20 protein-coding genes are annotated in these 17,732 nt (G+C 69.3%); 12 read left to right on the top strand and 8 right to left on the bottom strand.

The features are described from left to right. Positions 1 to 104 precede the first annotated feature (104 nt). Positions 105 to 482 carry a DUF5360 family protein gene (locus AB0C28_RS54795; RefSeq protein ID WP_358085218.1) on the top strand — a complete coding sequence of 126 codons (378 nt, stop codon included), beginning with the start codon at positions 105 to 107 and terminating at the stop codon, positions 480 to 482. A 292-nt stretch (positions 483 to 774) separates the two neighbouring features. Here AB0C28_RS54795 and AB0C28_RS54790 read toward each other — a convergent pair whose 3' ends face one another. Next, on the bottom strand, positions 775 to 1,677 hold the full coding sequence (locus tag AB0C28_RS54790; protein WP_358085215.1) for a LysR family transcriptional regulator: 903 nt from the start codon (positions 1,675 to 1,677) through the stop codon (positions 775 to 777). A gap of 188 nt (positions 1,678 to 1,865) precedes the next feature. Here AB0C28_RS54790 and AB0C28_RS54785 point away from each other — a divergent pair, with 188 nt between their 5' ends. Continuing rightward, positions 1,866 to 2,171: a DUF1330 domain-containing protein gene (locus AB0C28_RS54785; RefSeq protein WP_358085212.1), complete on the top strand. Its 306-nt coding sequence runs from the start codon at positions 1,866 to 1,868 to the stop codon at positions 2,169 to 2,171. A gap of 90 nt (positions 2,172 to 2,261) precedes the next feature. Here the strand turns inward: AB0C28_RS54785 and AB0C28_RS54780 are convergent, their stop codons facing one another. Together AB0C28_RS54780 and AB0C28_RS54775 are read right to left on the bottom strand one after the other, a co-directional pair. Beyond that, on the bottom strand, positions 2,262 to 2,915 hold the full coding sequence (locus AB0C28_RS54780; RefSeq protein WP_358085209.1) for a response regulator transcription factor: 654 nt from the start codon (positions 2,913 to 2,915) through the stop codon (positions 2,262 to 2,264). Next, positions 2,912 to 4,063 (bottom strand): sensor histidine kinase, encoded by a 1,152-nt coding sequence (locus AB0C28_RS54775; protein WP_358085207.1) that lies wholly within the window; start codon positions 4,061 to 4,063, stop codon positions 2,912 to 2,914. Before AB0C28_RS54775 ends, AB0C28_RS54780 begins: the two co-directional genes overlap by 4 nt. Before the next feature lie 124 nt (positions 4,064 to 4,187). Here AB0C28_RS54775 and AB0C28_RS54770 point away from each other — a divergent pair, with 124 nt between their 5' ends. The 3 genes from AB0C28_RS54770 (at position 4,188) to AB0C28_RS54760 (ending at position 6,543) form a co-directional block, all read left to right on the top strand. Continuing rightward, on the top strand, positions 4,188 to 4,991 hold the full coding sequence (locus tag AB0C28_RS54770; protein WP_358085205.1) for a CPBP family intramembrane glutamic endopeptidase: 804 nt from the start codon (positions 4,188 to 4,190) through the stop codon (positions 4,989 to 4,991). Positions 4,992 to 5,170: 179 nt separating this feature from the next. Next, positions 5,171 to 5,803 (top strand): hypothetical protein, encoded by a 633-nt coding sequence (locus tag AB0C28_RS54765; RefSeq protein WP_358085203.1) that lies wholly within the window; start codon positions 5,171 to 5,173, stop codon positions 5,801 to 5,803. Next, a complete protein-coding gene (locus AB0C28_RS54760; protein WP_358085200.1) occupies positions 5,800 to 6,543 on the top strand; it encodes a DUF6193 family natural product biosynthesis protein in 744 nt (247 codons plus the stop codon). The genes AB0C28_RS54765 and AB0C28_RS54760 overlap by 4 nt, the downstream gene beginning before the upstream one ends. Positions 6,544 to 6,581: 38 nt before the next feature. Here AB0C28_RS54760 and AB0C28_RS54755 read toward each other — a convergent pair whose 3' ends face one another. Continuing rightward, positions 6,582 to 8,522 (bottom strand): NACHT domain-containing protein, encoded by a 1,941-nt coding sequence (locus tag AB0C28_RS54755; protein WP_358085197.1) that lies wholly within the window; start codon positions 8,520 to 8,522, stop codon positions 6,582 to 6,584. A 452-nt stretch (positions 8,523 to 8,974) separates the two neighbouring features. Here AB0C28_RS54755 and AB0C28_RS54750 point away from each other — a divergent pair, with 452 nt between their 5' ends. After that, the gene (locus tag AB0C28_RS54750) at positions 8,975 to 9,493 is read left to right on the top strand and encodes a nuclear transport factor 2 family protein (RefSeq protein ID WP_358085194.1); all 519 of its coding nucleotides are present in this window, start codon (positions 8,975 to 8,977) and stop codon (positions 9,491 to 9,493) included. 47 nt (positions 9,494 to 9,540) lie between these two features. After that, a complete protein-coding gene (locus tag AB0C28_RS54745; protein ID WP_358085191.1) occupies positions 9,541 to 10,029 on the top strand; it encodes a hypothetical protein in 489 nt (162 codons plus the stop codon). Between the two features lie 147 nt (positions 10,030 to 10,176). Here AB0C28_RS54745 and AB0C28_RS54740 read toward each other — a convergent pair whose 3' ends face one another. Both AB0C28_RS54740 and AB0C28_RS54735 read right to left on the bottom strand, forming a co-directional pair. Further along, on the bottom strand, positions 10,177 to 11,568 hold the full coding sequence (locus AB0C28_RS54740) for a HAMP domain-containing sensor histidine kinase (protein ID WP_357856836.1): 1,392 nt from the start codon (positions 11,566 to 11,568) through the stop codon (positions 10,177 to 10,179). After that, entirely contained in the window at positions 11,565 to 12,233 is a 669-nt protein-coding gene (locus AB0C28_RS54735) for a response regulator transcription factor (protein WP_357856834.1), read from the bottom strand. Before AB0C28_RS54735 ends, AB0C28_RS54740 begins: the two co-directional genes overlap by 4 nt. Before the next feature lie 341 nt (positions 12,234 to 12,574). Between AB0C28_RS54735 and AB0C28_RS54730 the strand changes: the two genes are divergently transcribed. Further along, a complete protein-coding gene (locus tag AB0C28_RS54730) occupies positions 12,575 to 13,273 on the top strand; it encodes a methyltransferase domain-containing protein (RefSeq protein WP_358085188.1) in 699 nt (232 codons plus the stop codon). An 80-nt stretch (positions 13,274 to 13,353) separates the two neighbouring features. Further along, complete coding sequence (locus tag AB0C28_RS54725) at positions 13,354 to 14,139, top strand: PIG-L family deacetylase (protein WP_358085185.1); 786 nt, start codon at positions 13,354 to 13,356, stop codon at positions 14,137 to 14,139. Between the two features lie 74 nt (positions 14,140 to 14,213). Here AB0C28_RS54725 and AB0C28_RS54720 read toward each other — a convergent pair whose 3' ends face one another. Next, positions 14,214 to 14,960 carry an alpha/beta fold hydrolase gene (locus tag AB0C28_RS54720; RefSeq protein ID WP_357856827.1) on the bottom strand — a complete coding sequence of 249 codons (747 nt, stop codon included), beginning with the start codon at positions 14,958 to 14,960 and terminating at the stop codon, positions 14,214 to 14,216. Positions 14,961 to 15,105: 145 nt separating this feature from the next. On the opposite strand from AB0C28_RS54720, the gene AB0C28_RS54715 reads away from it, so the two are divergent. After that, on the top strand, positions 15,106 to 15,648 hold the full coding sequence (locus tag AB0C28_RS54715; RefSeq protein WP_357856824.1) for a hypothetical protein: 543 nt from the start codon (positions 15,106 to 15,108) through the stop codon (positions 15,646 to 15,648). Between the two features lie 49 nt (positions 15,649 to 15,697). Continuing rightward, positions 15,698 to 16,063, top strand: a complete 366-nt coding sequence (locus AB0C28_RS54710) for a hypothetical protein (RefSeq protein WP_358085182.1) — start codon at positions 15,698 to 15,700, stop codon at positions 16,061 to 16,063. 238 nt (positions 16,064 to 16,301) lie between these two features. Here the strand turns inward: AB0C28_RS54710 and AB0C28_RS54705 are convergent, their stop codons facing one another. After that, positions 16,302 to 16,685, bottom strand: a complete 384-nt coding sequence (locus AB0C28_RS54705) for an RICIN domain-containing protein (RefSeq protein WP_358085179.1) — start codon at positions 16,683 to 16,685, stop codon at positions 16,302 to 16,304. Positions 16,686 to 17,041: 356 nt separating this feature from the next. Between AB0C28_RS54705 and AB0C28_RS54700 the strand changes: the two genes are divergently transcribed. Continuing rightward, complete coding sequence (locus tag AB0C28_RS54700) at positions 17,042 to 17,689, top strand: hypothetical protein (protein WP_357856816.1); 648 nt, start codon at positions 17,042 to 17,044, stop codon at positions 17,687 to 17,689. The last annotated feature ends 43 nt before the right edge of the window (positions 17,690 to 17,732 follow it).

Raw genomic sequence — 17,732 nt, 5'->3', positions numbered from 1 at the left:
CATGATCACGCCAAGGCCGTCTCCATGTCCCGCGAACGCCCCAAACCTCCACCCAGCTCAACGACCGGCCGGTGGGAGAGGTTAAAGATCAAGCTAAGGGTCTGATGCTCGTCACGGATGTCGGTTTCTTGGTCTATTTCGCCATCACCGGTCTCGGGCTGATCCCGCTGGAATGGGCATTCGCTGACTACGCCAACCCGTTGATGATCGACTGGAACTGGTCGTTCCTCTGGATCGATCTGCTGGCCAGCACCACCGGGCTGACCAGCCTGTGGCTCCTGCGCCGCGGCAGGGTGAGCGGTCCGCCGCTGATGCTGGTCTCGCTGGTGCTGACCATGGCCTCCGGGCTGATGGCGATCGCGTTCTGGACGTTGCGGGGAGACTTCTCACTCACCTGGTGGATACCGAACCTCTACCTCATGCTCTTCCCCGTTCCCGGGATCATCTGTCTGACGAGTCGACCCGTTGGGAGCCGCGCATGATCTTCAACAGGCTCCTGACGAAAGGTCTGGCAGACAAGACCGGGGACTGCGACATGATCAGCGTGGCGCGGCTTGTCGACGGTGGTCCGGGGTGGGTCGGCGGGCTCAAGGGTTGGGGTCGGGCATCAGGGTGACCTGGTGTTCGGCCAGTTCGGTGATGAGGGCGGATCGGCGCCGACGTCGTCACCCTCACCGGCGCCGCCCATGGGTGGATGTTCGGGGCTTCCGGCCAGGCGGCCGACGCGCTCGTGTCCTTCTGGGCGAAACACGCGCCCCGTTGACCTCTTGCGCGTCAGTCCGGCAGCCAGTGCAACTCGCGCGCCAGAGTTTTGGCGACGGAACGGATGCGGCGGTGAAGCGGCAACGGCTCGCGTGGGAGGACCAGATGGATCGTCAGGCTGGGCGCGCCACGCAGCGGTCGCCAGGTGAGACCGGCCGGTTGTGTCGTGACCGCGGCTTCTCCGGCCGGGGCGAGGGTGACCCCGTCGCGCAGGTCGCGCTGAGACATGTCGAAGGAGACCGCGGGCGTACGGAATCGAGGGTGTGGCCGGGTGTCTCGGAACAGTGCGGACAGCTGATCGTGGATCACGGGGTTGGCCGCACGGTCCGGGAGTCGCAGCGGGTACGCGGCCGCGTCGGCGATCTCGATCTCCGGGTGTTCGGCCAGTGGATGGTGCTGCGCCAGCTGGACCCCGACGCGCATACGCCGCAGCAGGAACCGGCGCACGCCACGGCCCGGCTGTTCACCGCGGGTGACCCCGGCATCGATGCGGCCGTCGGCGACCGCGGGGGAGATCTCCGGTGTCGCCATCGGAACCGCGCTCACCTCGAGTCCGCTGTTGCCGCGAGTCAGCCTGTCGACCAGAGCCGGTACGGTCTCGGCCCCGGCGCTGAGGCTGTGTCCGATGCGCAGCGTGCCCAGTTCGCCGGCCGCCGCGCTCCGGGCGGTGTCCCATGCCCGGTCCAGCGCCGCCAGTGCGGGCGGCGCGGACTCCGCCAGAGCCGCACCGGCCGTGGTCAGTACGACGCTACGCGTGTTGCGGACCAGCAGGGCCGTACCGAGTTCCGCCTCCAACCGGCGCATCCGGGCGCTGAGTGCGGGCTGTGCGATCCCGATCCGTGCGGCCGCGCGGGTGAAGTTCAGCTCTTGCGCCAGCACCAGGAAGTACCGCAGGCTCACCGTGTCCGGCGCCACGTGCCCTCCCTGCCGATTGATAACGATCCGTTCTGAGTCTAGCCCGAACCGGTCTTTCCCTCGGCCGCACATCAAGCCCTAACCTGCGCATATGACGACTCGACCGGCCGCAGTACCGGTCGCCGGGATCGATCGATCTGAGCGTCCATTCGAAGCCGGACGTGTCCGGCCCGACACAGGAGGTTTCCATGGCCAAGGGCTACTGGGTCAGTGTCTACCCCGCCAATTCCGACCCTGAGAGGCTGACCGCCTACGACAAGCTCGCCGGTCCGGCTGTCCAGGCCGGGGGCGGGCGCACCCTGTCTCTCCTCCCGTCCCGTGGCGGTCGGGTCGTCGCCCACGAGGCCGGAAGCACGCAACGCGTCGTTCTGATCGAGTTCGACAGCTTTGACCAGGCCGTCGCGGCATACGAGAGCGAGGCGTACCAGAAGGCGCTGGTGGCCCTCCCCGACGGCGTCCAGCGTGACTTCCGCATCGTCGAAGGCATCGACTGACGGCCTCGGTGAAAGGCGGTGCGGGTGCGGCCGCCGAGCCCATCAGCCCAGCCCTGATCCGGCGGGAGTCCGAGTTCGGCCCACGTCCGGCTACATGCCGGAGGCGGGCAGGCCATGAAGGCGCAGGGCGAGGCGGGTCCGGTCACGGACGTCGAACTTGCGCAGCAGAGCGGACACGTGGTTGCGCACCGTGCCCTCACTGATGAGCAGCCGAGCCGCGATCTCCCGGTTCGTGGCGCCTGCGGCGACCATCCTGGCCACCTCGTACTCCCTGACGGACAGACGCCCGGGTCCTTGCTCCGGGCTCGGCGTGGCGGGAGTCCGCCGGATCTCGGCGACCAGGCGTTCGGCGATGGGAGAGGCCAGCACCGTCTCTCCGCGCCCCGCCCGGTGGATGGCGTCGACGAGTTGCTCCGGGGTGCAGTCCTTGAGCAGGTAGCCGACAGCTCCGCCACGCAGCGCACCGAAGATGTAGTCGTCCTCGTCAAAGGTGCTGAGCACGATCGCGGCGACCCCGGGATGAAGGACCGACAGCCGTGAGATGAGCTCGACGCCGTCCATCCTGGGCATCCTCGCGTCCACCAGCGCCACGTCCGGCCGGCACTCCCCCGTCGCGCGCAGAGCCTCCTCGCCGTCGCACGCCTCGCCGACCACCTCGATTCCGTCCTCGATCTCCAGCATCCTGCGCAGCCCCTGCCGGATCAGCTCCTGGTCATCGGCCAGCAGGACCCTGACCGTCCTCATGACGCCACCCCCACCCGTACGGGGAGCTCCGCGCGTACTTCGAAGCCGCCGCCCTGCCGGTCGCCCGCGATGAGGGTGCCGCCCACGGCACGGGCACGTTCGGCCAGTGAGCGCAGCCCGAAGCCGCCGGCCGCGCCGTCGTCGCGGCCCCTGCCGTCGTCGGTGATCACCAGCTTCACGTGCCCGCCGTCGAAGGTCAGCCTTCCGCGTACGTGGCGGGCGCCGGCGTGCCGGACGGCGTTGGTCAGCCCCTCTTGCAGGACGCGGTAGAGCACCAGCTCCACATCGGGCTCCAGGTGCACCTCACCGCCCACCACCTCGAAAGACACCGCCAGCCCCGTACCGTCGAACGACGCCGCCAGCCGCTGCAGCGCCGCGCTGCCGACGCGGCCCTCGAGCGCGAGCGGGCGCAGCGCGCGGACCCATCGGCGGGCGTCGGCCAGCGCCTCCACGGTCAGCTCCTTCGCCTGCCGCACGTCGTCCCAGGCGGCCTCGGGCCGGCGGGTGCGGAACCGTTCGGCGTTCTCCAGGCTCATTTTGATCACCGTCAGGTGGTGGCCGATGGAGTCGTGCATCTCCGCGCCCATCCGCGCCCGCTCCTGAGCCACCGTGAGCTCCCTGACGCGGGCCAGCAGCCGCTGCGCGTCCGCCCGCGCGCTCCGCGCCTCCAGCACCGCCGACGTCATGCCGAGCACGAACGCGGAGAACACGACGAACGCGGCCGTCTGCGCGACGGCTTCGGCCACCCCGCGCCCGAACCACATCACGACGGAGACGAACAGGGCGGCGCTCGTCCACCCGATGATGACGAAGGCGGTCCGCATGCCGTAGACGAAGGCGATGTTGGCGATGGCGATGAGCGTCAGGAGCTGGTGGACCTCCGCCGAGCCTGCGGGCCCCAGCGTGAGCGTCGCGAGCAGGAACACCACCGCCACGTGCCGCCGCCATCCGCCGTCCCGCCGCCACGGCAGCACGAGCCACAACGCGGTCACGAGAGCCAGGTTGACGCCGAACGCCACGGCCATGCCGCTCGTCTCCCGGTGGGACACGTGCGCGATCCCCGTGGCCGCGAGCATCGCCCAGAACACGACGCTGAACAGGACAGGCCGGTCGGCATCGCGCAGCCAGAGCGGGCGTGACAGCAGCATGCCTCCGAGCGTAGTGATCCGCGCAGGAGGAGGGATCCTCCTGGCGACCCATGATCCTGGTCATGCCCGGAATCAGCCCACGGTTCGATGCGCGGCCGGCCCCGGCTTCCTAGCGTGGGCTTCCATGAGAATCACCCACCCCGTCTGGGTCGTGCTGGTCGCGGTCGCCGTCATGTTCGCCCAGGTGATCGGCGGTTCCGCACCCGTGACTCTGCTGCTGGACCCCGGTCACCCCCTCTACCGGCCGCTCGGCACGGCCGGGATCACGCTGGCCTCGCTCGGGCTGATCTATCTGGTACGCCGCTTCCTCTACCACCGCCCGTGGCGCGATGTGGGGCTCGCGCGATCGCGGCAGGCGGTGCCGCACCTTCTGGCGGGCCTCCTGGCAGGCGCGGCCGCGGTGGCCGCTTCCAGTGCGGTATCGGTGATGCTCGGCGTGGCCACCTGGGTGCCGTGGGATCAACTGGGCCCTGGGCTGCCCTATCTGCCGCTCGCGATCGCCTTGGCCCTGCTCGGCCAGGCGTTTCCGGAAGAGCTGCTGTGGCGGGGGCACCTGTTCGACACGCTGGCGGATCGGTTGTCGCCGAGGGCCGTGCTGCTGGTGACGTCCGTGGTGTTCGGCGCGTTGCACATCATCTCGCAGAGCGCGGCGGACACTCTCGCCGAACGCCTGCTCTACGTGGTCCAGGCGATCGCGCTCGGCTTCGCCTGCGGGGCGGCGCGGGTCCGTACGGGGACGGTGTGGATGGCGGTCGGCGTGCATGTCGGACTCCACACCGGCAACATGCTGCTGCCGACCCAGGACATCCGCTACGGCCTCCAGCTCGTCACCCTCGTCTGCACGCTCTCCGTCACCGCGCTGCTCTTGCTGAGAGGGCGTAGGAAGAGCGAGGTTCGCGGCGCCGATCATGCCAGGGGGATGCGGTGAGTCTCAGGGAGGGTTCGGGGAGATGCCGGAGGTGAGATGGCGCATGCGCGGTCGTCATGATCATGCACGATCCGGAGGCGGCGGCCCAGGCCGACAGCGTACGGTGAGCTCATGGAGGTCTTCTCCGTCGTCCGCGCCACCGTCTACCGGATGCTGAAGCGGACTCGGGGCACGAGCAGATGAGCTTCGGCAACTTCGCCCGCAAGGTGCGTGATCCCGCCCTGCCCCACCGGCGGCGGATATCTGCGCTGCGCTCGTGCGTACAGCTCTATCGGCCGATCGGCTTCGAGGCGACCCTGAGTTTCCTGCACGCCGAAGCCGGGCCGTTCCGCACCGATGAGGCCGCCCTGCTGCGGGCCCTGGCGATGCTGGAGGACAGCCGCTCGGCCTGGCAGGAGGCCAAGCGTGCCTACGCGGCCGCCCGACGAGAGGCCAAGCGGCGCGGTCAGCGAAGCCCCCACCCCTGCGACGTCAATCCGTACACCCCGACGCACTGGTACGGAGCGCGCCGGGAGGCGGCGCTGCATGCCGTGCTCTTCTGGCACCGGCGACGGCTGCCGAGCCTGCTCACCGACGATGACAAGCCCGCACACGACCTCCGTGCATGCGTGCAGACCTGCCTCGAAACGGACGGTCATCCACCCCCTGGGCAGCGACGGCTGCTGGCCGGCTGCATCGACCAGCTCGATGCCCGTCTTCAACCCGCGCTCCACCACGACGACCCGGTGGAATACTTCCGCACTCGCGACCTGCTGACCGTGGCCCGGCACCTTCAGGTAGCCACGACGTCGCCTCTGTTAGGAAGCTTATGAGCCACGAACCCGACCCGGCCGTCCTCTATCCGGACGTGGCCGCCCACGGCAGCCTCGCCGCGGCGCTCCACGCCGCAGCCGCCGACCAGGGCCTGTTCCTGCCCCTGGCCGTCACTTCCTCTGATCCGCTCCGCCATGCCACGATCGCCGGCGTCGTCCCGCATCGCCACTCGTCCTACGTCACGGCGTGGCATCACGAACGGCGCTGGACCATCTGGGGTTCGTCCAACGGCAGACTCATGATCTGCGGTGACACCGAGGACATGCGTGAGCTTCCCGAAGTGATTCGTGGCTGGGCCGAAGGAGCCGGTCTCGACGAGATCGACCAGGCTGCGCCCTTCGACCTCCTGACCGGACGTTTCGAGGTCCCCGACAACAACCCCGCCGCCGTCATCGCCTCAGAGTGGCAGTACCTGCTCAAACACTCCCGCGACGCCGACTGGCCCGCGTACCGAGCACTCATCGAGGCCGCCTACGCCGAACCCGCGCTGCGACGGCTCTACCCCTACACCAGCCACTGGACACTGGGCTTCTCCAGCACCCCCGACTACCCGTTCTCCCGGCCCTTCGCCTGGATCGACGCACCACGAGGAGCCGGTGGCTACACCATCCGCGGCGAGCGCGACGACTCCGACCCGATGCAGATCCCCACACCCGCCGAAGCGGTCTCCATCGCCGTCGGCAGAATCCCCGCGGACCTCCTGCAGACCTCCCTTGAAGACCCCGCGCAGGACTCCTGACATCAACCGGCACCGACACGTCATCGCGTCCCAACGGTTCACCGCTCCGGCTGGCGCGCGAGATGCTCCTGCAGTTCGACGTGCCGGAACTGGTAGTACGGTCCCTCGGTACGCAGCAGGCCGAGGCGGTGGGCGTCGTCGAGGAAGTCCATGGCCCGCAGAGGCAGCCGGCCCTTGGTGGCCAGGCGGGGAATCGTCAGTATGTAGGCCAGCCAGGCGTGGTGCTTGCCGAGCAGGAGCCCGATCAGGAGGCCCAGCACCAGCCCTGCTGCGATCACCAGACTCCAGAGCTGTTTTGCCATCAGCCCGACGACGCTGAGCGCGAGCCCCGCACCGAGGCCGGCGAGGATCCGGATGAAGGTCAGGTTCCGGTCGGCCCGCCAGGTCGATTGCGGAGACCTGGCGGTCGTGCCGGTGGTGGGGCGTTCGACCCAGCGGATCAGACCGTACACGAGGAGGTAGCCGACCCCGGCCAGCACAGCGTATGCCCACGCTCCCATCAGCGCGGCTTTCAGATCGGGCCTTATCGCGAAGGTCGTCAGAGCGCTGACCAGGCCCGCGAGGGTCGCGATGATCAGCGCGTCCCTGCCGATGCTGAGCAGCTCCGGGAGCCTGCCGCGGAGGTGGAAGTCCGCATGACCCGGCGGCTCGGTGAACCAGGATCCGATCCAGATGGCGACCCCGAGCGCGAACAGCACTCCGATCGACGCGCCGGCGTGGAGCAGCTTGGTCAGCAGCAGGGCGCCCGTCCCGGCCAGGATCCCGATCACGACGCCGGCTCCCACCTGAACGGGTCGGCTCGAGGTGTAGCGGGCCACGTGCCACCAGGCCATGTCCCGCTGGTCGCTGGGATCGCGGCTGAGCTGGCGGGACAGGTAGGTCAGCCAGTGGCCGACCTGCTCCGGGGACCAGGCGTGCTGCGGGCGGAAGGGCTGGACCGGGCCGTCGGCCGGCGGCAGCGTGCTCACCAGGGCGGGGATGAGCTGATCGCAGAGGTGGTCGTAGAGCTCTGCTGTGCCGCCGCGCCCGAGCTCCAGCAGCCGCGACGGGTCCACTCCGGGTGCGATGTAGGTGGCCCGCACCAGCCACAGTCCCAGCGGTGTGGAGGTGATCTGCGCCAGGGCGGGGGCAGTGCCGGAACGCAACGCCTCCAGGATCGGCGGCCAGGCGGGACGTGGCACCGGTGGAAGGCATGCTTCCAGATAGTCGGCCGCCACAGCGGGCGACATGACGTGAGGTTCGATCACGGCCGCCGCCGTGAGCACGTCCCCGATCTTGTCTACCGCGGCGGCGAACTGCGTCGTACGGCAGGTGAGGATGAGCTGGTGCTTGTCGCACATCGACCGGTTCAGCGCGGTCAGCATGTCCGCGCGGGCCTGGTCGGGCAGTTCGTCCAAACCGTCGAGGACGGGCAGCACCTCGCCGCGGGCCACGAGCGTCTCCGGAATGTCCGGGCCCAGGCCTTCGGCGAGCAGCGCGGGATAGTTCATGGCCAGGCTGGCGGTCAGCCACTCCTGCAGCCGCGGGTGCCTCTGGCTGTCCCAGCGGGCGGCCGACAGCAGCACGGGCACGGGCTCATCCGGTCGCCGGGTGCGCAGCAGCTCGAGCATCATCTGCACGGCCAGGGTCGTCTTGCCGGTGCCCGGATCGCCGAGGATGACCAGGCGGCGGCAGCGCAGGGCACGGAAGTTGCGTGCCAGGTCCGCGATGTGCACCGCCAACCCCGGAAAGGCCACGGTTCCCCTGGCGATGATCTCGGGGTGGTCGGCCAGTTCGCGCCGCTCGGTCGAGCTCCAGGGCACGGGCATCGGGGCGGGATCGCCCAGCGAACGCAGCGCCATTTCCTCGAACCACTGCTGGGCCACCAGCCCGGCCAGGATGTCCTTGGCGGTTCTTACCTCGTCGGACGTCGGCCCGCGAGACGGCGCCCCACGTTTACGCCACCAGACGAACAGCGGCCACAGTTTCTCGCCCGCCATCCAGGCACCGCCTATCAAGGCCACGATAACGCCACCTGCGGCCTCCTTGCTGAGATCGGCCTGCTTTACCTGATACGCGCCGACGCCTGCCAGGACCAGGAGAACAACGCCCCATCTCAGTGCGCGATGACTGGCATTGGGATGTCGCCAATAACGTGCTGCCATAACTCCAGTATGGGGATTTTCGACGACGGAGTGGGGCTGATAATGCCACACCCGAGGTCGATAAAATCCGAAAAACCGGCCCCGCCGTAAAGGAATTGCAAATCGATCGGCGATTATTCGGAAATCCGATCGGGCGGCCGGAAAAGCATTCGCCCCCTTCCGACGCTCGCCGCACACACCGGCGCCGGGACGCTCTGCCGTTGCACGCCATGGCCACCCTCGTCAGCATCGGGTTAGAGGTCTGATGGCCGCGAGTGGGAACCGTCCCGGTCGGCGATGCTGGCGCCATGAGCACAGCGGACATGACAACGGATCAGGCCGGCGGACCGAGGGCAGATGAGCGGTCGCCGGCCGATGCTTGGGCGGTGATGCGGAAGTTCTACGAGGCCGAGGCCGCGTATGTGGCCGCAGGCGGATTCGGCAAGGCGAGCTACGACCAGGTCGCCGCTCACCTGGACCCAGAGGTGATCTTGCATCAGGCCCCCGGACTGCCTTTCACCGGCACCGGTACCTGGCGCGGTCACGACGGCATGGAGCGCTTTCTGGCCCGGTTCAGTGAGGTGTGGGAGTCGATGGAGTTCTTGGAGCAGGAGCATTGGGGTGACGAGGACACCGTGGTCGTGCGGAACCGGGTGCGCTTTCGCGCCCGTGCCACCGGCCAGGAAGTCGACACGTTGATCGTGCAACTGATCACGGTAAGGAACGGATGCATGCTCGAATGCCGCCCCTTCTATTGGGACCCCCACGGCATCGCCGACGCCTGCCGACCACGTGACGCTGATACGCGTGCTCCCGGTCGCGAGTGATGACCTGTTCGTAGCGCTCCTGGCCTGATGTGCCGATCATGGTCGGCATGGACGTTTCCCTCAGCGCCTACGAACGGTCGCAACACCTGTTCCCCGGCCACGGCTGCCTGACCTGGATCAGGACCGGTGCGACGGACGACGCCTTCGCCGGCCTGGTCCGCGGTATCGGCGGCGGCCCGGCCACCGCCCGTCCTGCCACGTGGGAGGACGCCGAAGGTGAGGCTTACGACGACCTGGCCGACGACATCCTGCTGGCTGGGCGGCACGGGTTCGGCGCGGCGCCGGCCGTCGGCGGGGAACTGTCCGGAGTGCGGGTGGACGGCTCCTGGCTGCGGCGGGAGCACTTGTGCGTCCAGCTGCGTCCGCTGCCGCCCCGTCCCGTGACGCCTGAGGACCTGCTGGACGCCGACATGCGCGCCGTCGCCGGCCGCGATCCCCGCATCGCGGCGATCGCCGCCGACCCGGTCCCCGGCAGGCTGCCAGCCGGGCCCGAACCGGCGGGTGGTGGCCCATCCCGCCATCAGCCTGCTGGCTGACGCCGACGGCGTCCGCCTGCACCAAGCTGCGCCTGTTTCCGCACCAGCACGGGCAGGCCTACGTGCTGCGCATGCGTTCCTCCTTACAGAACCCTTGTTGACAGCCGCTCCAAGCCCTTGACTTTCCGGCATTGGCGTTAGCCCTCGTCATCGCATGCAGTGTGGCAGACGTACCTCGATGCGGGTCCCCTGCCCGTCTGGGCTGTCGATGTGGACGCGGCCGCGGTGCGCATCGGCGATGGCCGCCACGATGGCCAAGCCGAGCCCGCTGCCGCCGCTCGCCCGGCTGCGGCTCTTGTCGGCCCGGTAGAAGCGGTCGAACACGTGCGGCAGGGCTTCATCAGGAATGCCCGGCCCTTGATCGGTCACTCGTAGCACCACCTCATCGCCTTCCAGGGCCAGGTCGAGGTGGCAGGAGACGCCGGGGGGCGTGTGCATGCGTACGTTGCCGAGCAGGTTGCCGACGAGTTGGCTGAGCTGCTCCTCGTCGCCTACGAGTGTGATGCGTTCGTGGATGTCCCAGGTCAGCGGCCGCCCGGGCTCGACCGCGGCGGCGTCGCGACAGCAGTCCAGGACGACGCTGGTCAGGTCGAAGGCCTGGAAGTCGGTCTCGTGCTCTTGGTCGAAGCGGGCGAGTTGTAGCAGCGACTGCACCAGCCTGGCCATGCGCCGCGCCTCGGCGTGCATCCGCTCGACCGCCTCACGCTCGGCGGCGGCGTCCGGCAGAGCGTCGCTGAGGTAGAGCTCTGCGTAGGCGCGAATGGACTGGAGCGGAGTGCGCAGTTCGTGGGAGGCGTCGGCGACGAACTGCCGCAGCCTGCCTTCGGAGGTGTCGCGCGCCTCGAAAGCGGCCTGGATCTGGTCGAGCATACGGTCCAGGGCGGCGGCCAGGCGGCCGACCTCGGTGCGGGTGCTCAGCGGTGGTTCGCCGGACCGGCTCAGACGATGGGTGAGGTCTCCGGCGGCGATGAGGTCCGCCGTACGCGCCGAGCTCTCCAGCGGACGCAGCTCGCGGCGCACGATCCAGGCGCTGAGCAGGCCCAGGATCGCGACTCCGAGCACTTCGACGATGACGACGACGGCGACCATGGCATGGACGGCGTCCTCGGTCTCGTCCAGGCTCAGCCCGATCACCCCCACGTGCCCGCCGGCGAGCAGGGTGGTCATCACCCGGTAGCTGCGCGCCGCGCCCGGACCGGTGCCTGGCACGGTCACCAGTTCTCCCGGGACGGGAAGCGGCAGGGCGAGCGCCGGGCCGGGGCCGCGGGGAGTTCTGCCCGGCTCCAGGACGGCGAGGTAGAGACTGCCGAAGGAGGTGCGCTCGGGAGGGATCAGCCGGCCGGGAAGGTCGTGCTCGATGGTGGCCAGCGCGCGCAGGCCGGAGACGGTGGTGGCAAGCTGGGCGTCCACCCGCTGGTGCAGTGAGCCGATCAGGACGACGAGTGTGGCCGATCCGGTCACCGCGAGCACCAGCACGCACAGGCCGACCACGAGTACGGTCAGGCGGAGCCGCAACGGTTGCCGGGCAGGACGGCTCATGACGCGGCGGACCGCAGGCAGTAGCCGACGCCTCTCCGCGTGTGGATCAGCGGCGGCCCCAACGTGTCGATCTTGCGGCGTAGATAGCTGATGTAGGTGGCCACCACGGTGTCGTCGCCGCCGAAGTCGTAACTCCAGACGTGCTCCAGGAGTTGTGCCCGGGTCAGTACCCGTCCGGCGTGCAGCATCAGGTAGCGCAGCAGCCGGTATTCGGTGGGCGACAGCTCGATCGGCACATCGCCGCGCCGCACCGTGTAGCTCCTGGTGTCCAGCGTCAGGTCGTCCACCCGGAGCACGTGGTCGTCGGGCTGCCGTCCCCGCGTGCGGCGCAGCACCGCGTCCACCCGGGCGGTGACCTCGTCCAGGCCGAACGGCTTGGCGATGTAGTCGTCACCGCCCGCGGCCAGCCCGGCGACCACGTCCTTGCGGCTGCCCCGGGCGGTCAGGAACACCACCGCGACCTCGAGTTCGTCGGCGCGGATACGGCGCAGCACTTCGAAGCCGTCCAGGTCGGGCAGCATCACGTCGAGCAGGATCAGCTCCGGCATGAACGTGCGGGCCGCGGTGAGCGCCTGCAGCGCGGTGGTGGCGGTGCGCACCTCGTGCCCGATGTGGCGGAGGTAGCGGGAGACGGCGTCCAGGATGGCGGGTTCGTCGTCCGCCACGAGCAGCTTGGCCGCTCTGACCGGCGGGTTGGCTGGTTCGAGAATGATGCTTCTCCTCGCAGTTGGGGGATCCTCGCGCAGCGGCGTGCCTTCATGGGAGTTGCGTGTGAAAGGTCCGCCGCGAAGGCCGCCGGGCGCCGGGCGGCCTCATGCTTGGAACGGGCGCGGCCCCAGCCCGGCCGCCTGCCTCTGATCCAGTCTTTCGCCTTGGAGCTTATCTTGTCCACGTTGCTGTCGCCTGGGGCGGTTCGCCTGCTGGCGCGTACGGCGCATCTCCGGCGCCTGGGTACTCGTCCTGGGCAGGTGCCGCAGATCGCCCGGGCGCTGACAGGAGATCACAGATGACCAGCCGCGCCGACGCGCAATCCTTCGACCGGGTCGCTCAGGAGTACGAGCGTCTGCACGAGCTTCAGGGCGACAACCTGAGGAAGTGGCTGCCGGAAGTCCTGCCGGCCGGCGGCCGGCGGGCGCTGGACCTGGGCTGCGGCACCGGCAAGCACACGGTGGGTCTCGCTGAGCGGTTCGCGCACGTCGACGCCGTCGACCTTTCCGGTCCGACGATCGACCTGGCCCAGGCCAAACGCGCCCGGGACAACATCACTTACCGGCAAGCAGATCTTCTCGACGTCGGGGGCATGGGCCGTTACGACCTCGTGCTCAGTGTCGCGACCTTGCACCATGTTCCTGACCTACGGGCCGCCTTGCACCACATCAAAACGCTGGTCGCACCCGGCGGGCGGGCCGTGCTCGTCGACACCGTCTCGCCGCGACCCGCCAACCCGCGTTGGTGGCTCTACGGAGGCGCGGTACGCAAGCTCCTCCGCAACCTCGTCCGGCGGGACCCGGCGCAGGCGTGGGAGATCTTCCTGCTGTCCACCGGAGCATGGCTGGATCATCGGGTCAGCGACCGCTACCTCAGCCGGGAACAGTTCGAGCGGATCTACCGGGAGGTCTTCCCCACCGCCCGCTTCCGTAATGTGGGCCCGCACGCCATGATCTGGGACGCGCCCGCGACCGCGGATCCGCCTCCACGTTCATGATCACGTGAGAGGTCGCCGGGCGGACAGGCCCGCCACGCGACCACCTGGAATGGGTGCGTGGGCGCAACGGTTACCGGCCGTTGATCACTTTGGAGGTGCAAGTGGATATGCGGGTTCTATGCGTGCATGCGCATCCGGACGACGAGGCGATCTGGACCGGTGGAACCCTGGCCAAGTACGCCGACGAGGGCGCCAGGACCGCCGTCGTCACGTGTACGTGGACCCAGGGAACCCAGCGGGCCGCAGAGCTGGAGCGTTCTCTGGACATCCTCGGCGCCGGCAGACCGAGGTTGCTCGGCTACGCCGACGCCCGCAAGCCGGAATCCGCGCCCGGCAGCCCACGTTTTCTGGACGTGCCATTCGACGAGGCGGTCAGACGGGTCGTCGAGCACATCAGGGAGTTCAGGCCCGATGTCGTGCTCACCTATGACGGCTACGGCTCGTACGGAAATCCGGATCATGTGCAGGTACACCGGGTGACCATGGCCGCGGTCGAAGCGGCGGGGTATGACCAGCTCTACCCGGACGTGGGCGATCCCTGGAGGCCACGCGCCCTCTACCTGGCGACCATCCCGCGGTCCGTCGTGGTGTCACAATGGCAGGCAGTGTTCGGAACGCTTCCTGAACCGGAGCAGAAGCTGCCAGGCGTCCCCGACGAGCAGGTCACCACCCACCTCGATGTCGGGCAGTGGGCCGAGCGCAAGTGGTCGGCGATGCATGCGCACGAGTCCGAGGTCGGGCGTGGTGCGTCGATGACCTTGCTCACGTCACTGCCGGAGCAGGCCCGCGCTCAGATGCTGGCGAACGAGTGGTATCGACGCGTCTCCTACACCGGCACCTCGCAGACCACCCTTTCAGAACCTTGATCTTGAGCGCTTGAGGCGACCACACCCGAACACGGAACTCACCCGAACACCGGACAGTCCTCAGGCACGCCTGCTCAGGCCGCGGGGGCGTAATCCTGGCTGCAGACGAGCTTGACGAAGGCTTCTCGCTGTTCGAGCCTGGACATCCAGGCCCAGTTCTCGTCGACCACCTCCGCGGCGACCCGTTCCTGGTGAGCGAACGCGGAGCGCAGGCTCGTCTCGAAGTCCGCGCGGCGCATCAGCTTCACCACGGCCTCCCCCACCACCGGCACGCCGAACACCGCCGTCTGCGAGGCGAGTTCCTTGTTCAGGCCGGGCGAGTCCAGGAGCACGAGCTTGTCGACCCGCTCCGGGTGGCGCTCGGCGAAGGAGAGGGTCCAGGCGTCGCCCCACGAGTGACCGACCAGCGACGCCTTCGTCAAGCCCATCGCGTCGAGGAAGGCTCTGATGGCCTCCGCCATGGCCGGGATCGTGTACGTGAAGTTCCGCGCCGCGCGGGTGGAGCCCTGGCTCGGCAGGTCGACGGCGTAGACCGTGTGGTTCCTGGCCAGGGCGGGGATGGCATCGCGATAGGAGTACTGCCACTGGGCGCCGCCCGCGATCAGCACCACCGGTGCGCCTCGTCCGGTTCTGGTGTAGTGGAAGCGAGCCACGGAGGTGTCGGCGTACAGGGAGTGGACGCGGCTCAGGTACGGCGAGCGGTATCCCCGTACGGCGGGCGGCTGCCACACGTACGCGATCACCTGAACCCCGGCCACCAGCAGCGCGACCAGGCCCGCGAGCCATCGCGGCCAGCGCCGCCGGCGGGATGAGGGATCCATGGGCGTCAGTCCTCGGCGCCGTGGCCCCGCTGAGGAAGCAGAGCCGCCGCGGCCGCCCAGGCTCGGGCGAGCCCGAACTCCGCCACGCCGCGGATCAGGTCACGGAAGGTCTCCTCGGTGGCCCGTCCGCCCGCGCCAAGGCGGCGTGCAGGCGCATCGACCGGCCCAGCGTCTGGTAGAAGACGTCCACGGTCAGGCAGGCGATCGCCCGTTCGCGAAGGCCGAGGTGCGGATCCTGGTCGTCGACGAGTTCGACAGCATGAGCCTGGAGACGATCAAAGAGCTCCTCGACCCCGGTGATCCGGTCGGCAGCCTGCTCCAGGCCATCCGCGCGTACGAAGCCATGTCAGAGGGCGCATCCGAGCCCTCTGTACAGAACGGCCCCTGGCGCAGGGTTCCTTACTTCTTCGCCGAGCCGTCGGTGCGCATGGCCGTCTGCGCCACGCTCGACCGGGCGGGCGGGCGGATCGCACCGCTGCTCGCCGAGACCTGCGGTCTGAGCCCGACGCAGGCCCGGGTGCTCGCGAACGCCCTCGCCTTCGGCTACTTCGCCGCGCTCGAGCAGTGGCATCTCGACGGCGGCACCGGCTCCATCGCCGACTACGTCGAGGAGGGCATGCGACCGCTACGCGATGTCTGGAGCGCGACGCGTCCGCCCTCGGCTCACGGCCCGGCGGACCTGAGTTGAGTACGCCCTACTCAAGCGGCGCCGCCGGTGATCCCTGACGCTGTTGACCATGACAAAGCTCGTGGCACTGTTTCTAGTGTTCTGGGGTCCTCTGTACCACCCGACCTACCTCGCCTCGATGTCAGGGACGTACGAGAACGGCGTGGTCAGCGGGGAGATCTGGGCCTACGCCGGCCAGTGCGCCAGGGCCTTCATCGAGACCAGCTACCAGCCTGCGGGCGCCGGGTATTACATCACGCAGTGGTCGTACTCGGAGCCTGCCTGCTCGCCGGCGGCGTTGGAGACTACGACACCGTTCCGGACGTACCTTGACAGGCCGGTCGAGGAGATCACTCACATCGGCGCGTCTGTCTGCCGGTGGACGGCGTGGGAGTCCATGACCTGCGGCCCTGCCCAGACCATCTTCGCTCGCTGACTCCGCCTGCCCCGTGCCCGCTTCTCTGCCGTACCCCAGAAGCGTCATCACCCCGGCGGACTGCCGACGCCGCACACGCGACAATAGTGCGAGAGGACGACAGTTCGCGGCGAGTCACGCGGTGCCGGCAGCGTCCGGCGCCATCAGCGGCCCGATCGACGTACCCGCCCGCGCCCGTGCGGCCTCTGAGCGGGCGCTGGGCGCCGGCCACCCCGGCGCCCTCCTGGCCGCCATCCCGCTAGCCGACCCTGCTGACGTGCCAGCTCTGGTTCTCCCCGCCCCAGCACCGGGCCTGGACCACCCTGGCGCCGTCGGCGGGGTCCACGTTGGCCACGTCCAGGCACAGACCGCTGTGCTTGGCGATGACCCGCTTGGTGCCGTCGGCGTTGGTCTTGATCCGCCACCGCTGGTTGTTCGTGAAGCGGCAGGTCGCCTGGACCACGGCTGCCGCGTTCGCGGTGCTCGCATAGGCGACGTCCAGGCACTTGCCGCTGTGCCTGGCGATGAACACGTACGCCCCGTCGTCGAACCTGCGGGCCTCCCACTGCTGGCTGAGCACTTGGCCCAGGCACCGCCACTGATGTGTCGGGCTGGCGTGCCGGGTGCTCCCCCCCCAGTACATCGAGGCACTTGCCGCTGTGCTCCGCGACGAACTTGTAGTACGCGGGTGCGGCGTGAGCGGGGACCGCCGTCGCCGCGAGGGCTCCGGTCATCGCGCACAGCACGGTCAGCGAGGCGGTCAGGCGGATTCTGCGCATGGGAGTGTCCTTCCGGGGTTGTGGCCGCCGGCTGGCGGGTGCTCTCAGAGTCGCGATCCCGGCGTCCCAGCGCCCAGAGGCGAGATGTCCCTTCCGCAACCAGGGACGAATGCCCCTCATGGGACATGACGTCCCTGATCCCGCTGGGACCTGACGTCTCTGGAACCAGGGACGGCGGGAACGCGACATTGAGGCTCCCGCCGGAACAAGGGAGAGCCCTATGGAAACCCTCGCCCCCTCACGAACCACTCGATCGAGCCGCACCGGCGTCGTCGCCGTGCTGCTCTGCGCCGGCGCCGTCACGGCCGCGGCCGATCTCCTCCTGCGCCCGGTCCCGGCGCTCGACTTCGGCACGTTCGCCACGATGCGGGCCGAGCGCGACGCCGTGTGGCTGTTCAGCCTGCTGGGAGGGGTGGGAACGGCCGTCGCCCACATCGCCGCCGGCCTCGCCGCCTGCCTGCTCGTCCGTCACAGGGGCGCGGCCCTCGCAACGGTCGCCGCCGTGCTCACCGGCCTGGCCGGGGTGCTGTTCTGCGCCGGTTTCTTCGCCATCGGCGCCGTCGACTGGTATCTGACGTCCGACGCGACCGCCGGCCGTGCGCTGTTCGACGCCTTCCAGTCCGACTCGGGACGGGTCTTCGGCATCCAGGCGATCGGATTCCTGCTGTCCGTGGTGGGCTTCGCCGTGCTCGGGGCCGCTCTGTGGCGCTCTCGCGCGGTGCCTCGGTGGCTGGCGGCCGCGGTGCCGCTGAGCCAGATCGCGATGATCGCCGCCGGCGCGGGTGTCGTTTACGATGTCGTCCACGCGGTCTTCATGGCGACACTGGTCACGATCGCCTGGTTCGCCTGGCGTGGCCGCATCGAGTAAGGGGCTGCACCGGTGTATGGCAGGTGCCTTGCGGCCGACGCGC

The organism is Nonomuraea sp. NPDC048892, from assembly GCF_040649735.1.
GTDB lineage: Bacteria > Actinomycetota > Actinomycetes > Streptosporangiales > Streptosporangiaceae > Nonomuraea > Nonomuraea maheshkhaliensis.
The sequence above is the reverse complement of the archived record's forward strand: the minus strand, read 5'-3'. Positions and strand labels throughout refer to the sequence as shown.